This window comes from Nocardiopsis prasina DSM 43845 (genome assembly GCF_000341265.1).
Taxonomy (GTDB): domain Bacteria; phylum Actinomycetota; class Actinomycetes; order Streptosporangiales; family Streptosporangiaceae; genus Nocardiopsis; species Nocardiopsis prasina.
Window position 1 is genome coordinate 106,583 of sequence record NZ_ANAE01000161.1, and the last position, 14,524, is coordinate 121,106.

Genomic DNA, 14,524 nt, shown 5'->3' on the forward strand with positions numbered 1-14,524 from the left:
GGGTACCTCGCCCCGGCGCCGCCCCCTTCCCGGTTTCCCCGACCAGGCGCGAGTTGTCACCGCCAACGGGTTGAATGGGACCGAGGCAGGGACACAGGGGAGTGATCACACCGTGAGCATCGCGCTGTACCGCAAGTACCGTCCAGCGACGTTCGGTGAGGTGCGCGGTCAGGAACACGTGACCGACCCGCTGCGCCAGGCGTTGCGCAGCGGACGCATCAACCACGCCTATCTGTTCAGCGGCCCGCGCGGCTGCGGCAAGACCACCAGCGCGCGCATCCTCGCCCGTTCCCTCAACTGCGAGCAGGGCCCCACCCCCGACCCGTGCGGCACCTGTGACTCCTGTGTGGCGCTCGCCCCCGACGGCGGCGGCAGCATCGACGTGATCGAGATCGACGCCGCCTCCCACGGTGGTGTCGACGACGCCCGTGACCTGCGCGAACGTGCGTTCTTCTCGCCGGTGAACTCGCGGTACAAGATCTACATCATCGACGAGGCGCACATGGTGACCCGCGAGGGTTTCAACGCGCTCCTCAAGCTGGTGGAGGAACCCCCGCCGCACCTGAAGTTCGTGTTCGCCACGACCGAACCCGAGAAGGTCATCGGCACGATCCGCTCGCGGACCCACCACTACCCCTTCCGGCTCATCCCGCCGAGCACCCTCAAGGAACTCATGGAGGACCTCCTCAAGCAGGAGGAGGTCTCCTACGACCCGTCCGCACTGCCCCTGGTCGTGCGCGCGGGCGCGGGTTCGGCCCGTGACACCCTCTCGGTCCTGGACCAGCTCATCGCCGGTTCGGACGAGGGCGGCATCACCCGTGAGGGCGCCGTCTCCCTGCTCGGCTACACCGACTCCAGCCTGCTCGGCGAGATGGTCGACTCCCTGGGCGCCCGCGACGGGGCCGCCGCGTTCGGCCTGGTGGACCGGGTCGTGGAGGGCGGGCATGATCCGCGCCGCTTCACCACGGACCTGCTGGAGCGCTTCCGCGACCTCGTGGTCCTGGCCGCCGTCCCGGATGCCCTGGACAAGGGCCTGGTGAACGTCTCCCCGGAGTCCGTGGAGCAGATGAAGGACCAGGCCGCCCGGCTGGGACCGGCCACGCTGTCCCGGGCCGCCGAGATCCTCAACCAGGGGCTGACCGAGATGCGCGGCGCGACCGCGCCCCGGTTGCTGCTGGAACTCATGTGCTCGCGCATCCTGCTGCCCGCCACCGACGGCGACCAGGGCACGGCGCTGCTGGCCCGGCTGGAGCAGATGGAGCGCCGGATGGCCTCCGGCGCGGTGGCCCCGGCCGCTCCCGCCCCGGCCGCTCCCGCTCCGGTGGCGCCCGCCCCGGCTCCGACCCCGGCACCCGCGCCGCAGGCCGCACCCGAGCCTGCCCCTCCGGTACCCGCGCGCCCCAGCGCCCCCGAACCCGCTCCGAGCCCCGCGCCCGAGCCCGCTCCGAGCCCGGCTCCGAAACCCGCGTCGGGTGAGCCCGCGGGCTGGGACGCCCCGCCGCGCAGCGCTCCCGAACCCCAGCGGCGGCAGGCCCCCGCCGCAGGTGGTGGCGGCGCGCTCGACCTGGGTCGGGTCCAGGGTGCCTGGCCCCAGATCCTGGAGGCGGTCAAGGGCCGCCGCCGGTTCACCTGGATGGTGCTGACCGGCGGCGACGTCCAACCGGTCGGGGTCGAGGGCAACAGCGTGCTGCTGCGCTTCAACAAGCCGAACGAGGCCAAGGGGTTCAGCAACAGCGGCAGCGACCAGGTGGTGGCCGGTGCCATCCAGCAGGTCCTCGGGATCGAGGTCCGGGTGGCCCCCGCCAGCGGCGGGGCGCAGGCCGCCCCCCAGCGTCGACCCGAACCCGCCCCGGCGCCCGCACCGCAGGCCGCCGGTGAGCCCGGGGGCTGGGACGCGCCTGCCGCGCGGCCCGAACCGGCTCCGGCTCCGGCTCCCGCGCCGGAGTCACCGCGCCCCGAGGCGACGGCGAGCCCCGCGGGTCCGTCCCCGGACCGCATCGTCACCGGGCTCCAGGAGCCGCCGCCCGACCCCTACGAGGACGGCGCCTCCGCGCCGCCGCCCGACGACGGCGGGTTCGGTCGGCCCGCGCAGCGCGCTCCGGAGCCGAAGGCGCCCGAGCCGGGCCCCCCGGCGTCCGGTGGCTCCGGAGCCACCGCTCCGAGTCGGCCCCAAGGCGCCACCGCGGCCGGTCCGGGCACGGGTTCGGGCCCTGCGGCCGGTTCGGGATCGGCGGGTGGCGGCGCCGGGCTCATCGAGACCGAGCTCGGCGGCAAGCTGCTTGAGGAGATCGAGCACGGCGCTGCGGGATAACCGGCAGGTCAGGGGTGCAGGCCGCGCAGGACCGTGTCCACCAGCCGGTCCACGAACTCGTGGGTGAGGGGCGCGGTGCGCAGCAGCCACCGGTGGTTCACCGGGCCGTTGAGCATCTCCACGGCGAGGTCGAGGTCGGCGTTCGGGCCGAGCTGCCCCGCCGCCTGCCCGGAGCGCAGCCGGTCCTTGAGCGCCTCGCTGTTGGGCCGTACGAGCTGTTCGGTGACGGCCCGGGCGAACTCCTCGTCGTGCTGGACCTCGGCCGTGAAGGCTCGGGTGCTCCGGTCCATCGCGGGGTCGTTGAACTCGTCGGTGGTGGCGCGGAGTACGGTCTTGAGGTCGGCGGCCAGGTCGCCGGTGTCGGGCAGCGGTCGCCCGGCCTCGGCTCCGGTCAGCCGGGTGAAGACCTCGAAGACGACGGCGGCCTTGGACGGCCACCAGCGGTAGATGGTCTGCTTGCCCACCCGGGCGCGGGCGGCGATGGCCTCCATGGTGAGCCTGGAGTAACCGACCTCACCCAGCAGCTCCTCGGCGGCGTCGACGATGGCGTTCTGCGCGCGTTGGCTGCGGCGGCGGGGGTCCGGGGCCCGTCGGCTCTGTTCATCGGTGTTGTCGGCCATGTCTCCACGGTAACCGGTCCAAAATGACGAGACGTATCGTCTTGGCACGGGTAGCATCAGACGTGACAGCGAAGACGAGACGACTCGTCTCGCCTGTCGGTGACGAGAGGAGTCAACGGCATGGCCAAGAACAGTGACAACCTCCTCGGGATGGGTGGTCAGCGCACCACCGTCTCCCGTTCCACGCTCCGTGGCGGCAAGGGCGGAACCAAGGGCGGGCCCAGCGACGCCGCGCGCGAGCGCAAGCAGGAACTCCTGCGCAGACTCCGTGAGAAGCACACCGCTCCGGAGGCCGGGGACACCGAAGGTCAGGCGTGACCGCGGGGCTTCGGCCCCCCGCCGGGAACAGCGGGGGGCCGGCCCCGTCTCAGTCCGGTGACCCGACCGGCCAGGACCTTCCTGCCGGGTCGTCCAGCCACACCCGCTGCTCCCTGTCGGAGCCCACCACCAGGCCGAACCGGTCCGGGTCGGGTTCTCCCAGGTCGGACCACGCGGCCAGGGCCTCCTCCACCTCGTCCCAGATGCTTCTGGGGCCGCCCTGCTCGATCATCCACGCGGTGCCGTAGGGGTAGACCCGCACCCACGAGTCACCTCGGGAGTCGCACAGCCACATGCCCGAACCCGTACCGATCCACCGCCGCCGCATCCGCCAGTCGGGGACCATCACCGAGAGGGCGAAGGCCGAGGCGAAGTCCAGCATCGGGACGACGGGGTCGGTCTGGGTCAGCCGGTACTCGTCCGGCTGCTGACCGGCGTCCCGCACGGGGAGGGACGCCGAGCCCGGGGTGCGCAGGGGCACGAACCCCACGCCGCCGTGGAACCGGCCCACCGCGCCGGACCCGCCCGCCTCCGTCCGTTCGAGGCGCATGAGCACCCCGGCGCTCTCCAGCCGCCCCCACGGGCACACGATCAGACCGTCGTCGGTGAGCTGGTCGAGCCAGGCGTCCGGCACGCGTCGCACCCCGCACGCACTGACGATCCGGTCGAAGGGCGCCGCCTCCGCGAACCCGTCGTACCCGTCGGCCAGGCGCGTGTCCGGGGCCAGGCTCGCGTCGTGGAGCGCCGACCGCGCGGCGCCCAGCAGCCGATCGTCGATCTCCACCGAGGTGACCGCGCCGTCGCCGAGCCGGTGCGCGAGCAGCGCCGTGTTCCACCCCGTCCCCGTGCCGACCTCCAGGACCCGCTGCCCGTTCGCGAGCCGGGCCAGCTCCAGCATGCGGGCCAGCACCGTGGGCGCGGAGCTGTACGAGGTGGCGGGGTCACGCTCGCCCCCGCGCCGCCTCGTCACCTCCGGGCCCTCGATCCTGGTGACGATGGCGTCGTCCGCGTAGACGGCGGCCAGCCAGCGGTCCGGGTTGCCCGCGGCGTTCAGGGCACCGCCGCTCGCGGTGAGCGCGCCGTGCTCGGGGATGAACAGGTGGCGGGGCACGGAACGGAAGGCGTCGACGAGTGCGGCGTCGGCCAGCGTGCCGTCCGCGATTATCGCCTCGATCAGAGCCGAGTTGCGCTCTCTGGCGGTCAACACGTCCTCAGTCCCCTGGTGGTCCGGCTGTTCCCAGTCGGGGTGCGGCTGTCGGAGCGACCGACCCCCCGTCGGACATCCTTTCAACCCAGGGTGACACTTGCGCTACTCTTCGCTCTTCTGCCTGGTGAAATCAGGTCAACGGTGCGACCAAGTGCGCGTTGTCCCGGTCGTGCCGGGGGTAGTCCACGTAGCCCCGGGGTCCGGACGCGTAGTGGAAGTCCTTCTCCCTGATCACGGACCACGGGACCCCGGCCGCGAGCCGTTCCACCACGTCCGGGTTGGAGATGTAGGGGCGGCCCACCGACACGAGGTCGGCGTGTCCTCCGGCGATCAGCGCCGCGGCGCCCTCCTGCGTGGTCGCTCGGTGCTCCCCGGTGTTGCCCACCAGCGTGCCGTGCCAGTCCCGCCGCGCCTCGGCCAGCGCGGGGTGGGCGGGGCCGTCCGTGACGTGCAGGTAGGCGAGGCCGAGCGGAGTCACCTGGCGCAGCAGTTCCCGGTAGACCGGGGCCGGGTCCCGCTCCACCATCTCGAACTGCCGGTTGCCGGGGGAGAGCCGCAGCCCCACCCGGTCCGCGCCGACGGCGTCCGCCACCGCCTCGGTGACCTCCACGGGGAACCGGATCCGTCCCGAGGTCCCGCCGCCGTAGGCGTCCGTGCGCCGGTTGGTGTTGTCGGCGAGGAACTGGTGCGGCAGGTACCCGTTGGCCCCGTGGATCTCGACCCCGTCGAACCCGGATCGCACGGCCGCGCGCGCGGCGTCCGCGTACGAGGCCACGGTCCCGGCGATCTCCCGGAGGGTCAGCTCGCGCGGCGCGACCGGGGCCACCTTGCCATCCAGCGTGTGGACCGGGTCGGTTCGCGGAACGACCGAGGGGGCCACGGGGGTCCCGCCGTCGGGTCGGTTGGCGGGGTGGCCGCCCCGGCCCGCGTGCATGATCTGGGCGAAGATCCGTCCGCCCTCGGCGTGCACGGCGTCGGTGACCCGTCGCCACCCCTCGACCTGCGCCTCCGAGTACAGGCCGGGCTCGGTGAGGTACTGCTGCCCCTCGATGCTGGGCGCGGACCCCTCGGCGATGATCAGGCCCGCGCTGGCGCGCTGCGCGTAGTAGGTGGCCATGAGCGCGCCGGGTACCCCGTCCCGGTCGGCGCGCAGGCGGGTCATCGGGGCCATGACCACCCGGTTGGGCAGGCGCAGCCGCCCGAGTTCGCAGGTGTCCAGCAGGGGCTGACGGTGGTTCTTCGTCGTGTCCATGGCAGGAGCGTAGAATCTGACACCCATGTGAGGTTCAAGGGTTCGTGGCCAGGGTCACAGGCCGAGGACAGGAGGCGCTCGTGCGCATCGGAGAACTGTCCGCGCGGAGCGGGGTGAGTCCCCGATCGCTGCGCTACTACGAGGAACGGGGGCTGCTCGCCTCGGAGCGCACCGCCGGCGGCCACCGTGAGTACGGCGAGGACGCCGTGGAACGGGTGGACCGCGTCCAGTGCCTGCTCGGGGCCGGGCTCACCACCGACACCATCCGCGAACTCCTGCCCTGCGTGTACGCGCGGGAGCGCGGCGAACCGGCACCGGACCTCCTTGACTGGCTCACGGTCGAACGCGACCGGGTGACCGGGGTGATCCGAGGCCTGGAACGCACCCGCGAGGCCCTGGACCAGGTCATCGAGAAAGCCCGCGTCTCCTCGCCCGCAGGCCGCGCGGACGGATCCGTGGCGCCTGGAGCCCGCGGCGGGGGACCGGTGCGGTGGGCCGGGCGTCCGGCGGGAGTGGCCGGGGCGCCCCGGCCGGACCGGTTACCCTCACAGGCAAGTGACACGAAGCTATGAACAGCACCATGTGTGTGGCGAGGAGACGGCCGTGAACCCTGGCGGAATGGACATGCAGGCCCTGCTCCAGCAGGCCCAGCAGATGCAGCAGCAGCTGGCGCAGGCCCAGCAGGCCCTGGAGGAGGCCGAGGTCGTGGGCACCTCGGGCGGCGGCCTGGTCAAGGTCAAGCTGAGCGGGCGGGGGCAGGTCGAGGACATCACCGTCGACCCCAAGGCGGTGGACCCCACCGACGCGGATGAGACCGCGCAGACCGTGGCGGACCTGGTCCTGGCGGCCATCCGTGACGCCGAGGCCCAGGTGGAGCGCCTCCAGCAGGAGAAGATGGGCCCGCTGGCCGAGGGTCTGGGCGGCGGCGGGATGCCCGGCGGCATGCCCGGCATCCCCGGCTTCTAGGGACCCCGCGCCTGACGGGTGCCCGCCGGGTACCCGTCAGCGCGCCTTCCGGGAACCCCGGGGTTCCCGGAGAACCCTCGCGGTCACCGCGTCGCCGCCCCGGAGTCCTCGTCGGGTGCCGGGGCGGCGACGGCCGCACCGTCCTCTTCCGGGACGCGTTCCAACGCGACGGGGAGACGGGCGCGAGAGGTCACCACCCCCCGATACGGTGGGGGGAGGGGCAGGAGTGGCCCCACCGGGCCCCTGCCCGGTTCCGACCGAGTGGGTAGGCATGTACGAGGGCGCGGTACAGAATCTGATCGACGAGCTGGGGCGACTGCCCGGCGTCGGTCCGAAGAGCGCGCAACGCATCGCCTTCCACCTGCTGTCCGCCGAACACGCGGACGTAAAACGCCTGGTCAACGCACTCGTCGAGGTCAAGGAGCGGGTTCGCTTCTGCTCGATCTGCGGCAACGTCGCCGAAGAGACCGAGTGCCGTATCTGCCGTGACGCCCGCCGCGATCTCGCAGTCATCTGCGTCGTCGAGGAGTCCAAGGACGTCGTCGCCATCGAACGCACCCGTGAGTTCCGTGGGCGCTACCACGTGCTCGGCGGCGCCATCAGCCCCATCGAGGGCGTGGGCCCCGACGACCTCCGGGTCAAGGAGCTCATGACCCGCCTGGCCGACGGTCAGGTCACCGAGCTGATCCTGGCGACCGACCCGAACCTGGAAGGGGAGGCCACCGCGACCTACCTGGCGCGGCTGGTCAAACCCATGGGCCTGAAAGTCACCCGACTGGCCAGCGGGCTCCCCGTCGGCGGCGACCTCGAGTACGCCGACGAGGTCACCCTCGGGCGCGCCTTCGAGGGCCGCCGCAGCCTGGAGTTCTAGCTCACACTTCGCCGTAATCGGGCTGAAATATGAGTAACCTCCGCTCTGGCGGGTAACCCGATCGCCGGTGTGTCAAGACGCCACGCCCTCCCCACCGCAGGTCGGACGGGGTGCCATGGTCGTCGCTAGCTACACTCCATTGTTAATTGTCTTGATCCCAACTCCTCAGGAGCATCGATCGTGGCCCTAATCGTGCAGAAGTACGGTGGGTCTTCCGTGGCTGACGCGGAAGCCATCAAGCGAGTAGCCCAAAGGATCGTGGCTCAGAAAAAGGCGGGACATGACGTCGTGGTCGTGGTCTCGGCCATGGGCGACACGACCGACGAACTGCTGGACCTGGCCGAACAGGTCTCCCCGATGCCCCCCGCGCGCGAGCTCGACATGCTCGTCACCGCGGGTGAGCGCATGTCGATGGCCCTCGTGGCGATGGCCATCGAGAACCTGGGCTACGAGGCCCGTTCCTTCACCGGCTCCCAGGCCGGGGTCATCACGACGTCGTTGCACGGCAACGCCAAGATCATCGACGTGACCCCCGGCCGTATCCAGGAGGCCATCGGCGAGGGCGCGATCTGCATCGTGGCCGGGTTCCAGGGCGTCTCCCAGGACACCAAGGACATCACCTCCCTGGGCCGCGGCGGTTCCGACACCACCGCCGTCGCTCTCGCTGGCGCGCTCAACGCCGACGCCTGCGAGATCTACAGCGACGTGGACGGCGTGTTCACCGCCGACCCGCGCGTCGTTCCCTCCGCGCAGCGCATCCCGCAGATCTCCTACGAGGAGATGCTGGAGATGGCCGCCAGCGGCACGAAGATCCTGCACCTGCGCTGCGTCGAGTACGCGCGCCAGTACAACATTCCCCTGCACGTCCGTTCGTCGTTCAGCCAGAAGCCCGGGACGTGGATCGTCTCGGAAGTCGAGGAAAGCGAAGGCATGGAACAGCCGATCATCTCCGGGGTCTCCCACGACCGGAGCGAAGCCAAGATCACCGTCGTCGGCGTCCCCGACAAGGTCGGTGAGGCCGCGACGATCTTCAAGTCGCTCGCGGACGCCGAGATCAACATCGACATGATCGTGCAGAACGTGTCGGCGGTCTCGACCTCCCGCACGGACATCTCGTTCACCGTCCCCAAGGACTTCGGCAAGGAGGCGGTCGGCGCTCTGAAGAAGGTCCAGGAGCAGGTCGGCTACGACTCCCTTCGCTACGACGACAAGATCGGCAAGGTGTCGCTGATCGGTGCGGGCATGCGCTCGTACCCGGGCGTCACCGCGCGCTTCTTCGACGCGATCGCCTCCTCCGGCACCAACGTCGAGATGATCTCCACCTCGGAGATCCGCATCTCGGTCATCGTCGAGGAGGACCAGGTCGACGCGGCGGTCCAGGCCGCGCACAGTGAGTTCCAGCTCGACGCCGACCAGGTCGAGGCTGTCGTCTACGGAGGTACCGGCCGATGAGCAACCGTCTTCCCACCCTGGCCATCGTCGGCGCGACCGGCGCCGTCGGCACCGTCATGCTCGACATCCTCACCCAGCGCGAGAACGTGTGGGGCGAGATCCGTCTGGTCGCCTCGGCGCGCAGCGCGGGCAAGGTCCTGAGCGTGCGCGGCGAGGACGTCGTCGTACAGGCGCTGGCCCCCGAGGTCTTCGACGGCGTGGACGTCGCCATGTTCGACGTGCCGGACGAGGTGTCCAAGGAGTGGGCGCCGATCGCCGCAGCCCGTGGCGCGGTGGCCGTCGACAACTCCGGCGCCTTCCGTCTGGACCCCGACGTCCCGCTGGTGGTTCCCGAGGTCAACGCGGACCAGGTGCGCAACCGTCCGCGCGGCGTCATCTCGAACCCGAACTGCACCACCCTCTCGATGATCGTGGCGATCGGTGCCCTGCACCGGACCTACGGCGTCAAGGAGCTGGTGGTCTCCTCCTACCAGGCCGCCTCCGGCGCGGGCCAGGAGGGCATCGACGTCCTGCGCGACCAGATGGCCAAGGCGGGCGGGGACCGCACCCTCGGTGACAGCGCCGGCGACATGCGCTCGGCCGTCGACGAGCTCGGCCCCTTCCCGGCGCCGCTGGCCTACAACGTCGTGCCGTGGGCGGGTTCGCTCAAGGACGACGGCTGGTCCTCGGAGGAGCTGAAGGTCCGCAACGAGTCCCGCAAGATCCTGGGGCTGCCGGACCTGAAGGTCTCCGCGACCTGCGTGCGCGTGCCGGTCATCACCACGCACTCGCTGGTGGTGCACGCGACCTTCGACAGCGAGGTCGCCGCCGACGACGCCCGCAAGCTGCTGGCCGGCGCCGAGGGCGTCCAGGTCCTGGACGACCCCGCCAAGGGCGAGTTCCCGACCCCGAACGACGTCGTGGGCACCGACCCGACCTGGGTGGGCCGCATCCGGCAGTCGATCGACGACCCGAAGTCGCTCGACCTCTTCCTGTGCGGGGACAACCTGCGCAAGGGCGCCGCGCTGAACACCGCGCAGATCGCCGAGGTCGTCGCCAAGGAGTTCACCCAGGCCTAGAGCCCGGGCACCGAGGGCGGTGGTCCGCTCCCTTCCACGGAAGGGGCGGGCCACCGCCCTCGGTCGTGTCCGGCTACCGGCGCCGGGGGCGGGCCAGTGACAACTTGTAGAGAAGTCGGCACTGCTCGACCGAGCCGATGAGGTCGGAGGTCTCGACAGGACGTTCGCCGCAGTAGTGGGTGCGTTCGACGACCAGGACCGCGACCCCGGGAGCGGAGTCCAGGAGGGCCGCCTCGGAGTCGCGCAGGGCACGGACCCCGACCTCCTCCACGACCCGGTCCACGGGGAACCCGGCGGCGCCCAGCCGCTCCAGCGTGTTGACCTCCGTGGCGTCGAAGGGGGTGCGCAGGGTTCCGGCGGTGAGGATCGCCGGTTCCCAGGAGCGGTGCAGGGTGACCGGACGCTCGGAGGAGAGCCCCCGCGAGGTGGTCCGGTACACGGGGTCGCCGTCGCGGAGCCGGAGTCTGGTGCTCAGCGGGGCGGTGCACCGCTCCTGTTCGGTGCTGACGCGTTCCCGGTTGAGCTGGCCCAGGCCGGAGCCGGAGGTGGCGTCCGTCCGGGAGAGCCGGAAGGTCTCCGGGACGGTCCGGACGAAGTACCCGGAGCCGGGTCGGGCCTCGACCAGGCCCTCGGTGACCAGGAGGCGCAACGCGGTGCGGGAGATCTGTTCACTGACCCGGTAGGAGCGGGCCAGGCGGGTGCGGGAGGGAAGGCGGCTGCCCGGGGAGATCTCGCCGTTGAGGATCGGTTCACGGAGTTGGTCGGCCAGCCAGAGGTAGCGAGGTTGCCTGGACACCGCTCACCCGACCTCTGTCGCGCCCCTGGTCGGAGGGATGGCTCTGGCCAGAAGCGCGGGTCGGTGGTCTCGGGTGGCCGTGTGGTCACCGTCGCCGGTGCCGGCCCCGGGCCGGAGGGAGGGAGTGGACCTGCCAGTTCGCCGTAGCTCGCCCATGGTTCCAGTAAAGCAGCGGGGAAGCCTGGTGGGGGGCGCTACCCGAAAGTAGTCGGCCACGGGACTGCCGGGACGACGGTATCGGAGGTGCGTTGGCTGATGTGAGGAAACGCCGGAAAACGTCGGAATGTACGTGACGGACCCCCACAGAATACTACGCTATGTGACTAGACAGTCACTTCTTGCTTGGGGGAGTCATGATCACGAACCTGTCGGAGCTCGCCGATCGAGTGAGCCTGTCGTCGATGGACAGTGGCGAGCGCACCTTCGCCTGGATGAGCGGCATCACCGGTGTCCTCTTCCTTCTCGTCTTCCTCGCGATCGCCGTGCTGGTGATCGCCGCGATCATCTCGGCGCTGGCCAACGGCGACACCACCGGCGGGGGGAAGCTCCTCTGGGTCATCTTCATCCTGTGGTTCCCGCTGTTCGGAGCGGTCGCCTGGTTCGTGGTCGGCAAGAAGGGGCACCTCAACCGCTTCCTCGGCATCGACAAGGGCAAGGCCCGGCACACTGTCGCGGGGAGTGTCGGGCAGCACAGCGACGTCCCGCCCGACCAGACCGGCCTCGGCCACGCCTGAGTACGACCGAAGGGGCCCCGGGATGTGGAGAACCTCCACCCCGGGGCCCCTTCGTGTTGTCCACAGGCTGTGGACAAGTTCCCATGTCGACACGTCGACGTGGGATCAGCCCTGGAAGCAGGGTCCGGGCTCCATCACCGTCTCCAGCGCCGTGTACCGCCCCTCCGGGTTCCGGACCAGGCGGCGCAGCCCGGTCACCGCCGGACGGGGGATCGGCCCGTACACGTGAGGGAAGAGCACGTCCGGTCTGACTCCGGGCGGCGGAACGGGCGCGGCGGCCTCCCACCGCACCTCGGCGTCGGCCTTCTCGGTGTTCACCACCAGCACGACCAGCGCCTCCTCCGGTGCGGAGTAGAAGGCGTTGGCCACCGCCAGCATGGTGGCCTCGTCCGGTGAGGCGTGCAGGAACCCCTCGGTGCCAAGGGAGTCGGCCTCGACGTCCCCGCCGGCGCGCCAGCGTGAGAGTTCGGTCAGGTGCAGTACATGAGCCATGCAGCGGACGCTACCGCGTTACCCCCGGCGAATCATGGACCAGGGGTTCCCGGTCACGCCGGGTTCCGTGGTCCGGGCCCCGGGAACGACGGACGCCCCGGCCGGGGTTCCGGGCCGGGGCGTCGCGTACGGGGTGTTACAGGATGATCCGCATGGGCTCTTCCAGGATCTCGGCGAGCTCCTTGAGGTAGGCGGCGCCCACGGCACCGTCCACCGCGCGGTGGTCGACGGAGAGTTCCAGGGCGATGCGGTTGCGCACGGCCACCTCACCGTCCACGACCACGGCCTCCGGACGCATCGCGCCGACCGCGAGGATGGCGGCCTCCGGCGGGTTGATCACGGCGGAGAAGCTGTCGATACCGAACATGCCCAGGTTGGACACGCTGAACGTACCGCCGCTCATCTCCTGCGGCTTCAGCTTGTTGTCCCGGGCCTTGCCCGCGAGCTCACGCGTACGCGTGGAGATCTCGGACAGGGTGGCCTTGTCGGTGTCGTGCAGCACCGGCACGACCAGCCCGGCGTCCACGGCGACGGCCACGCCGACGTTGACCCGGTGGTGCTGGACCAGGGTGTCGTTGATCCAGGAGGTGTTGACCTCCGGGTGCAGCTTGAGCGCGGTGGCGCAGGCCTTCACGATCAGGTCGTTGAAGCTGACCTTCACGCCCGTGCTGGACAGCTGCTGGTTGATCTGGCCGCGGAAGGCCTTGAGGGCCTCGGCATCGATCGTGCGGCGCAGGTAGAAGTGCGGGACCGTCTGCTTGCTCTCGGTCAGACGGCGCGCGATCACCTTGCGCACGTTGCTCGTCTTGACCTCCTCGGAACCCCGGACGTCGTCCTGGGCCGGGGCGGCCTGGGCGGCGGGCGCGGGGGTGCTCGCGGCGGGGGCCTGGGAGTCCTGGGCGGCGGAGCCGTCCTTGGCGGCGGCCTCGATGTCGGCGCGCACGATCCGTCCCTTGGGGCCCGAACCCTGGATCTTGGTGATGTCCAGGCCGTACTCCTTGGCCAGCCTGCGGGCCAGCGGGGAGGTCCGGGGGCGCTCACCGGTGGACTCGGCGGCGGGGGCGGGCTCGGCGGCCTGCTCCGGCTTCGCCTCCTCCTTGGCCTCCTCCTTCGGCTCCTCGGCTGCCTCGGAGGCCGGGGCGGCGGGCGCGGCCGTCTCCTCGGGCACCGCGTCCGGCGAGTCGGCGATGAAACCGATGACCTCACCGATCGGCACGGTGTCGCCCTCGGAGACGTTCTGCTTGACGAGGAAACCGTCCTCGTAGGCCTCGAACTCCATGACGGCCTTGTCGGTCTCGATCTCGACCAGCACGTCACCGGAGGCGACCTTGTCCCCCACCTTCTTGACCCAGGTGGAGATGACGCCCTCCTCCATGGTGTCGGAGAGGCGCGGCATGTGGATCTCGCTCATTGACTACTCCCTCTACCCGACCCGTTTGCCGACGGCGCTCAGGGTTTCCTTGATCGCGGTGCTGATCGACTCGACCGACGGCAGGGCGGCGGTCTCCAGCGGCTTGGCGTACGGCATCGGCACCTCGGCCATGGCCACCCGGCGCACCGGGGCGTCCAGGTAGTCGAAGGCCCCCTCCTGGATCGACGCGGCGATCTCCGCGCCGATGCCGTAGGTGAGCCAGTCGTCCTCACAGATCACCGCGGCGCCGGTCTTCTTGACCGAGTCCACGAAGGTCTGCCGGTCGAGGGGGCGCAGGCTGCGCAGGTCCACGACCTCGACGCTGATGTCCTCCTCGGCCAGCTTCTCGGCGACCTGGGTGGCGACGGTGGCCATCCGGGAGTAGCCGATCAGCGTGATGTCGCTGCCCTCGCGGGTCACGGCGGCACGGCCGATGGTCGCGATGTTGTCGTTCTTCGGCTCCGCGTAGTCCTCGGGCACCTCACCCTTGGAGTTGTACAGGCCCAGGTTCTCCAGGAAAAGGACCGGGTCGTCGTCGCGGATCGCGGCGCGCAGCATCGAGGAGGCCTCGGCCGGGGTGCTGGGAGCCATCACCTTGAGGCCGGGGATGAAGGAGTAGAACAGCTCGATGTTCTGCGAGTGCGTCGCGCCGAGCTGCTGGCCGCCGCCACCGGGGGTACGGATGACCAGGGGGACGCTGGTCTGACCGCCGAACATCCCGTAGATCTTGGCGGCGTGGTTGATGATCTGGTCGATGGCGATCAGCGAGAAGTTGATCGTCATGAGCTCCACGACCGGGCGCAGGCCCAGCATGGCGGCGCCGACGGCCGCGCCGACGAAGCCCTCCTCGGCGATCGGGGTGTCCTTGACCCGGCGGGGTCCGAACTCCTTGAGGAGCCCCTCGGTGATCTTGTAGGAGCCCTCGAAGACGCCGATCTCCTCGCCGATCACGAGGACGTTCTCGTCACGCACCATCTCGGCGCGAAGGGTGTCGCGCAGAGCCTGGCGGTAGGTGATCACGGACATGTGAGTGGTT

At 70.8% G+C, this 14,524-nt stretch carries 15 protein-coding genes; 8 read left to right on the plus strand and 7 right to left on the minus strand.

What is annotated here, in order from left to right; translation table 11 throughout:
• Nucleotides 1–112: 112 nt before the first annotated feature.
• The gene (locus D452_RS0119085) at nucleotides 113–2,311 is read left to right on the plus strand and encodes a DNA polymerase III subunit gamma and tau (RefSeq protein WP_017545748.1); all 2,199 of its coding nucleotides are present in this window, start codon (nucleotides 113–115) and stop codon (nucleotides 2,309–2,311) included.
• 8 nt (nucleotides 2,312–2,319) lie between these two features.
• Here the strand turns inward: D452_RS0119085 and D452_RS0119090 are convergent, their stop codons facing one another.
• Nucleotides 2,320–2,931, minus strand: a complete 612-nt coding sequence (locus D452_RS0119090; protein WP_017545749.1) for a TetR/AcrR family transcriptional regulator — start codon at nucleotides 2,929–2,931, stop codon at nucleotides 2,320–2,322.
• Nucleotides 2,932–3,051: 120 nt separating this feature from the next.
• On the opposite strand from D452_RS0119090, the gene D452_RS0119095 reads away from it, so the two are divergent.
• Nucleotides 3,052–3,249: a DUF6243 family protein gene (locus D452_RS0119095; protein ID WP_017545750.1), complete on the plus strand. Its 198-nt coding sequence runs from the start codon at nucleotides 3,052–3,054 to the stop codon at nucleotides 3,247–3,249.
• 49 nt (nucleotides 3,250–3,298) lie between these two features.
• Here the strand turns inward: D452_RS0119095 and D452_RS0119100 are convergent, their stop codons facing one another.
• The gene (locus tag D452_RS0119100; RefSeq protein WP_017545751.1) at nucleotides 3,299–4,453 is read right to left on the minus strand and encodes a methyltransferase domain-containing protein; all 1,155 of its coding nucleotides are present in this window, start codon (nucleotides 4,451–4,453) and stop codon (nucleotides 3,299–3,301) included.
• Nucleotides 4,454–4,586: 133 nt separating this feature from the next.
• Nucleotides 4,587–5,708, minus strand: a complete 1,122-nt coding sequence (locus D452_RS0119105; RefSeq protein ID WP_017545752.1) for an alkene reductase — start codon at nucleotides 5,706–5,708, stop codon at nucleotides 4,587–4,589.
• An 80-nt stretch (nucleotides 5,709–5,788) separates the two neighbouring features.
• On the opposite strand from D452_RS0119105, the gene D452_RS28640 reads away from it, so the two are divergent.
• The 5 genes from D452_RS28640 (at nucleotide 5,789) to D452_RS0119130 (ending at nucleotide 10,055) form a co-directional block, all read left to right on the plus strand.
• Entirely contained in the window at nucleotides 5,789–6,280 is a 492-nt protein-coding gene (locus D452_RS28640) for a MerR family transcriptional regulator (protein WP_017545753.1), read from the plus strand.
• A gap of 46 nt (nucleotides 6,281–6,326) precedes the next feature.
• On the plus strand, nucleotides 6,327–6,674 hold the full coding sequence (locus D452_RS0119115; RefSeq protein WP_017545754.1) for a YbaB/EbfC family nucleoid-associated protein: 348 nt from the start codon (nucleotides 6,327–6,329) through the stop codon (nucleotides 6,672–6,674).
• A 271-nt stretch (nucleotides 6,675–6,945) separates the two neighbouring features.
• A complete protein-coding gene (gene recR / locus D452_RS0119120) occupies nucleotides 6,946–7,545 on the plus strand; it encodes a recombination mediator RecR (RefSeq protein ID WP_017545755.1) in 600 nt (199 codons plus the stop codon).
• A 180-nt stretch (nucleotides 7,546–7,725) separates the two neighbouring features.
• A complete protein-coding gene (locus D452_RS0119125) occupies nucleotides 7,726–8,997 on the plus strand; it encodes an aspartate kinase (RefSeq protein WP_083927561.1) in 1,272 nt (423 codons plus the stop codon).
• Nucleotides 8,994–10,055 carry an aspartate-semialdehyde dehydrogenase gene (locus tag D452_RS0119130; protein WP_017545757.1) on the plus strand — a complete coding sequence of 354 codons (1,062 nt, stop codon included), beginning with the start codon at nucleotides 8,994–8,996 and terminating at the stop codon, nucleotides 10,053–10,055. Before D452_RS0119125 ends, D452_RS0119130 begins: the two co-directional genes overlap by 4 nt.
• Nucleotides 10,056–10,128: 73 nt before the next feature.
• On the opposite strand, the gene D452_RS0119135 is transcribed toward D452_RS0119130, so the two are convergent.
• Nucleotides 10,129–10,851, minus strand: a complete 723-nt coding sequence (locus D452_RS0119135; RefSeq protein ID WP_017545758.1) for a GntR family transcriptional regulator — start codon at nucleotides 10,849–10,851, stop codon at nucleotides 10,129–10,131.
• Nucleotides 10,852–11,204: 353 nt separating this feature from the next.
• On the opposite strand from D452_RS0119135, the gene D452_RS0119140 reads away from it, so the two are divergent.
• Nucleotides 11,205–11,585 (plus strand): PLD nuclease N-terminal domain-containing protein, encoded by a 381-nt coding sequence (locus tag D452_RS0119140; protein WP_026129469.1) that lies wholly within the window; start codon nucleotides 11,205–11,207, stop codon nucleotides 11,583–11,585.
• A gap of 105 nt (nucleotides 11,586–11,690) precedes the next feature.
• Here the strand turns inward: D452_RS0119140 and D452_RS0119145 are convergent, their stop codons facing one another.
• The 3 genes from D452_RS0119145 to D452_RS0119155 all read right to left on the minus strand — a co-directional run bounded on the left by D452_RS0119145 (nucleotide 11,691) and on the right by D452_RS0119155 (nucleotide 14,514).
• Nucleotides 11,691–12,077, minus strand: coding sequence for a DUF952 domain-containing protein (locus D452_RS0119145; RefSeq protein ID WP_017545759.1), 387 nt, complete (start codon nucleotides 12,075–12,077; stop codon nucleotides 11,691–11,693).
• A 136-nt stretch (nucleotides 12,078–12,213) separates the two neighbouring features.
• On the minus strand, nucleotides 12,214–13,488 hold the full coding sequence (locus D452_RS0119150) for a dihydrolipoamide acetyltransferase family protein (RefSeq protein ID WP_017545760.1): 1,275 nt from the start codon (nucleotides 13,486–13,488) through the stop codon (nucleotides 12,214–12,216).
• A 12-nt stretch (nucleotides 13,489–13,500) separates the two neighbouring features.
• Nucleotides 13,501–14,514, minus strand: coding sequence for an alpha-ketoacid dehydrogenase subunit beta (locus tag D452_RS0119155; protein WP_017545761.1), 1,014 nt, complete (start codon nucleotides 14,512–14,514; stop codon nucleotides 13,501–13,503).
• Nucleotides 14,515–14,524: the final 10 nt, after the last annotated feature.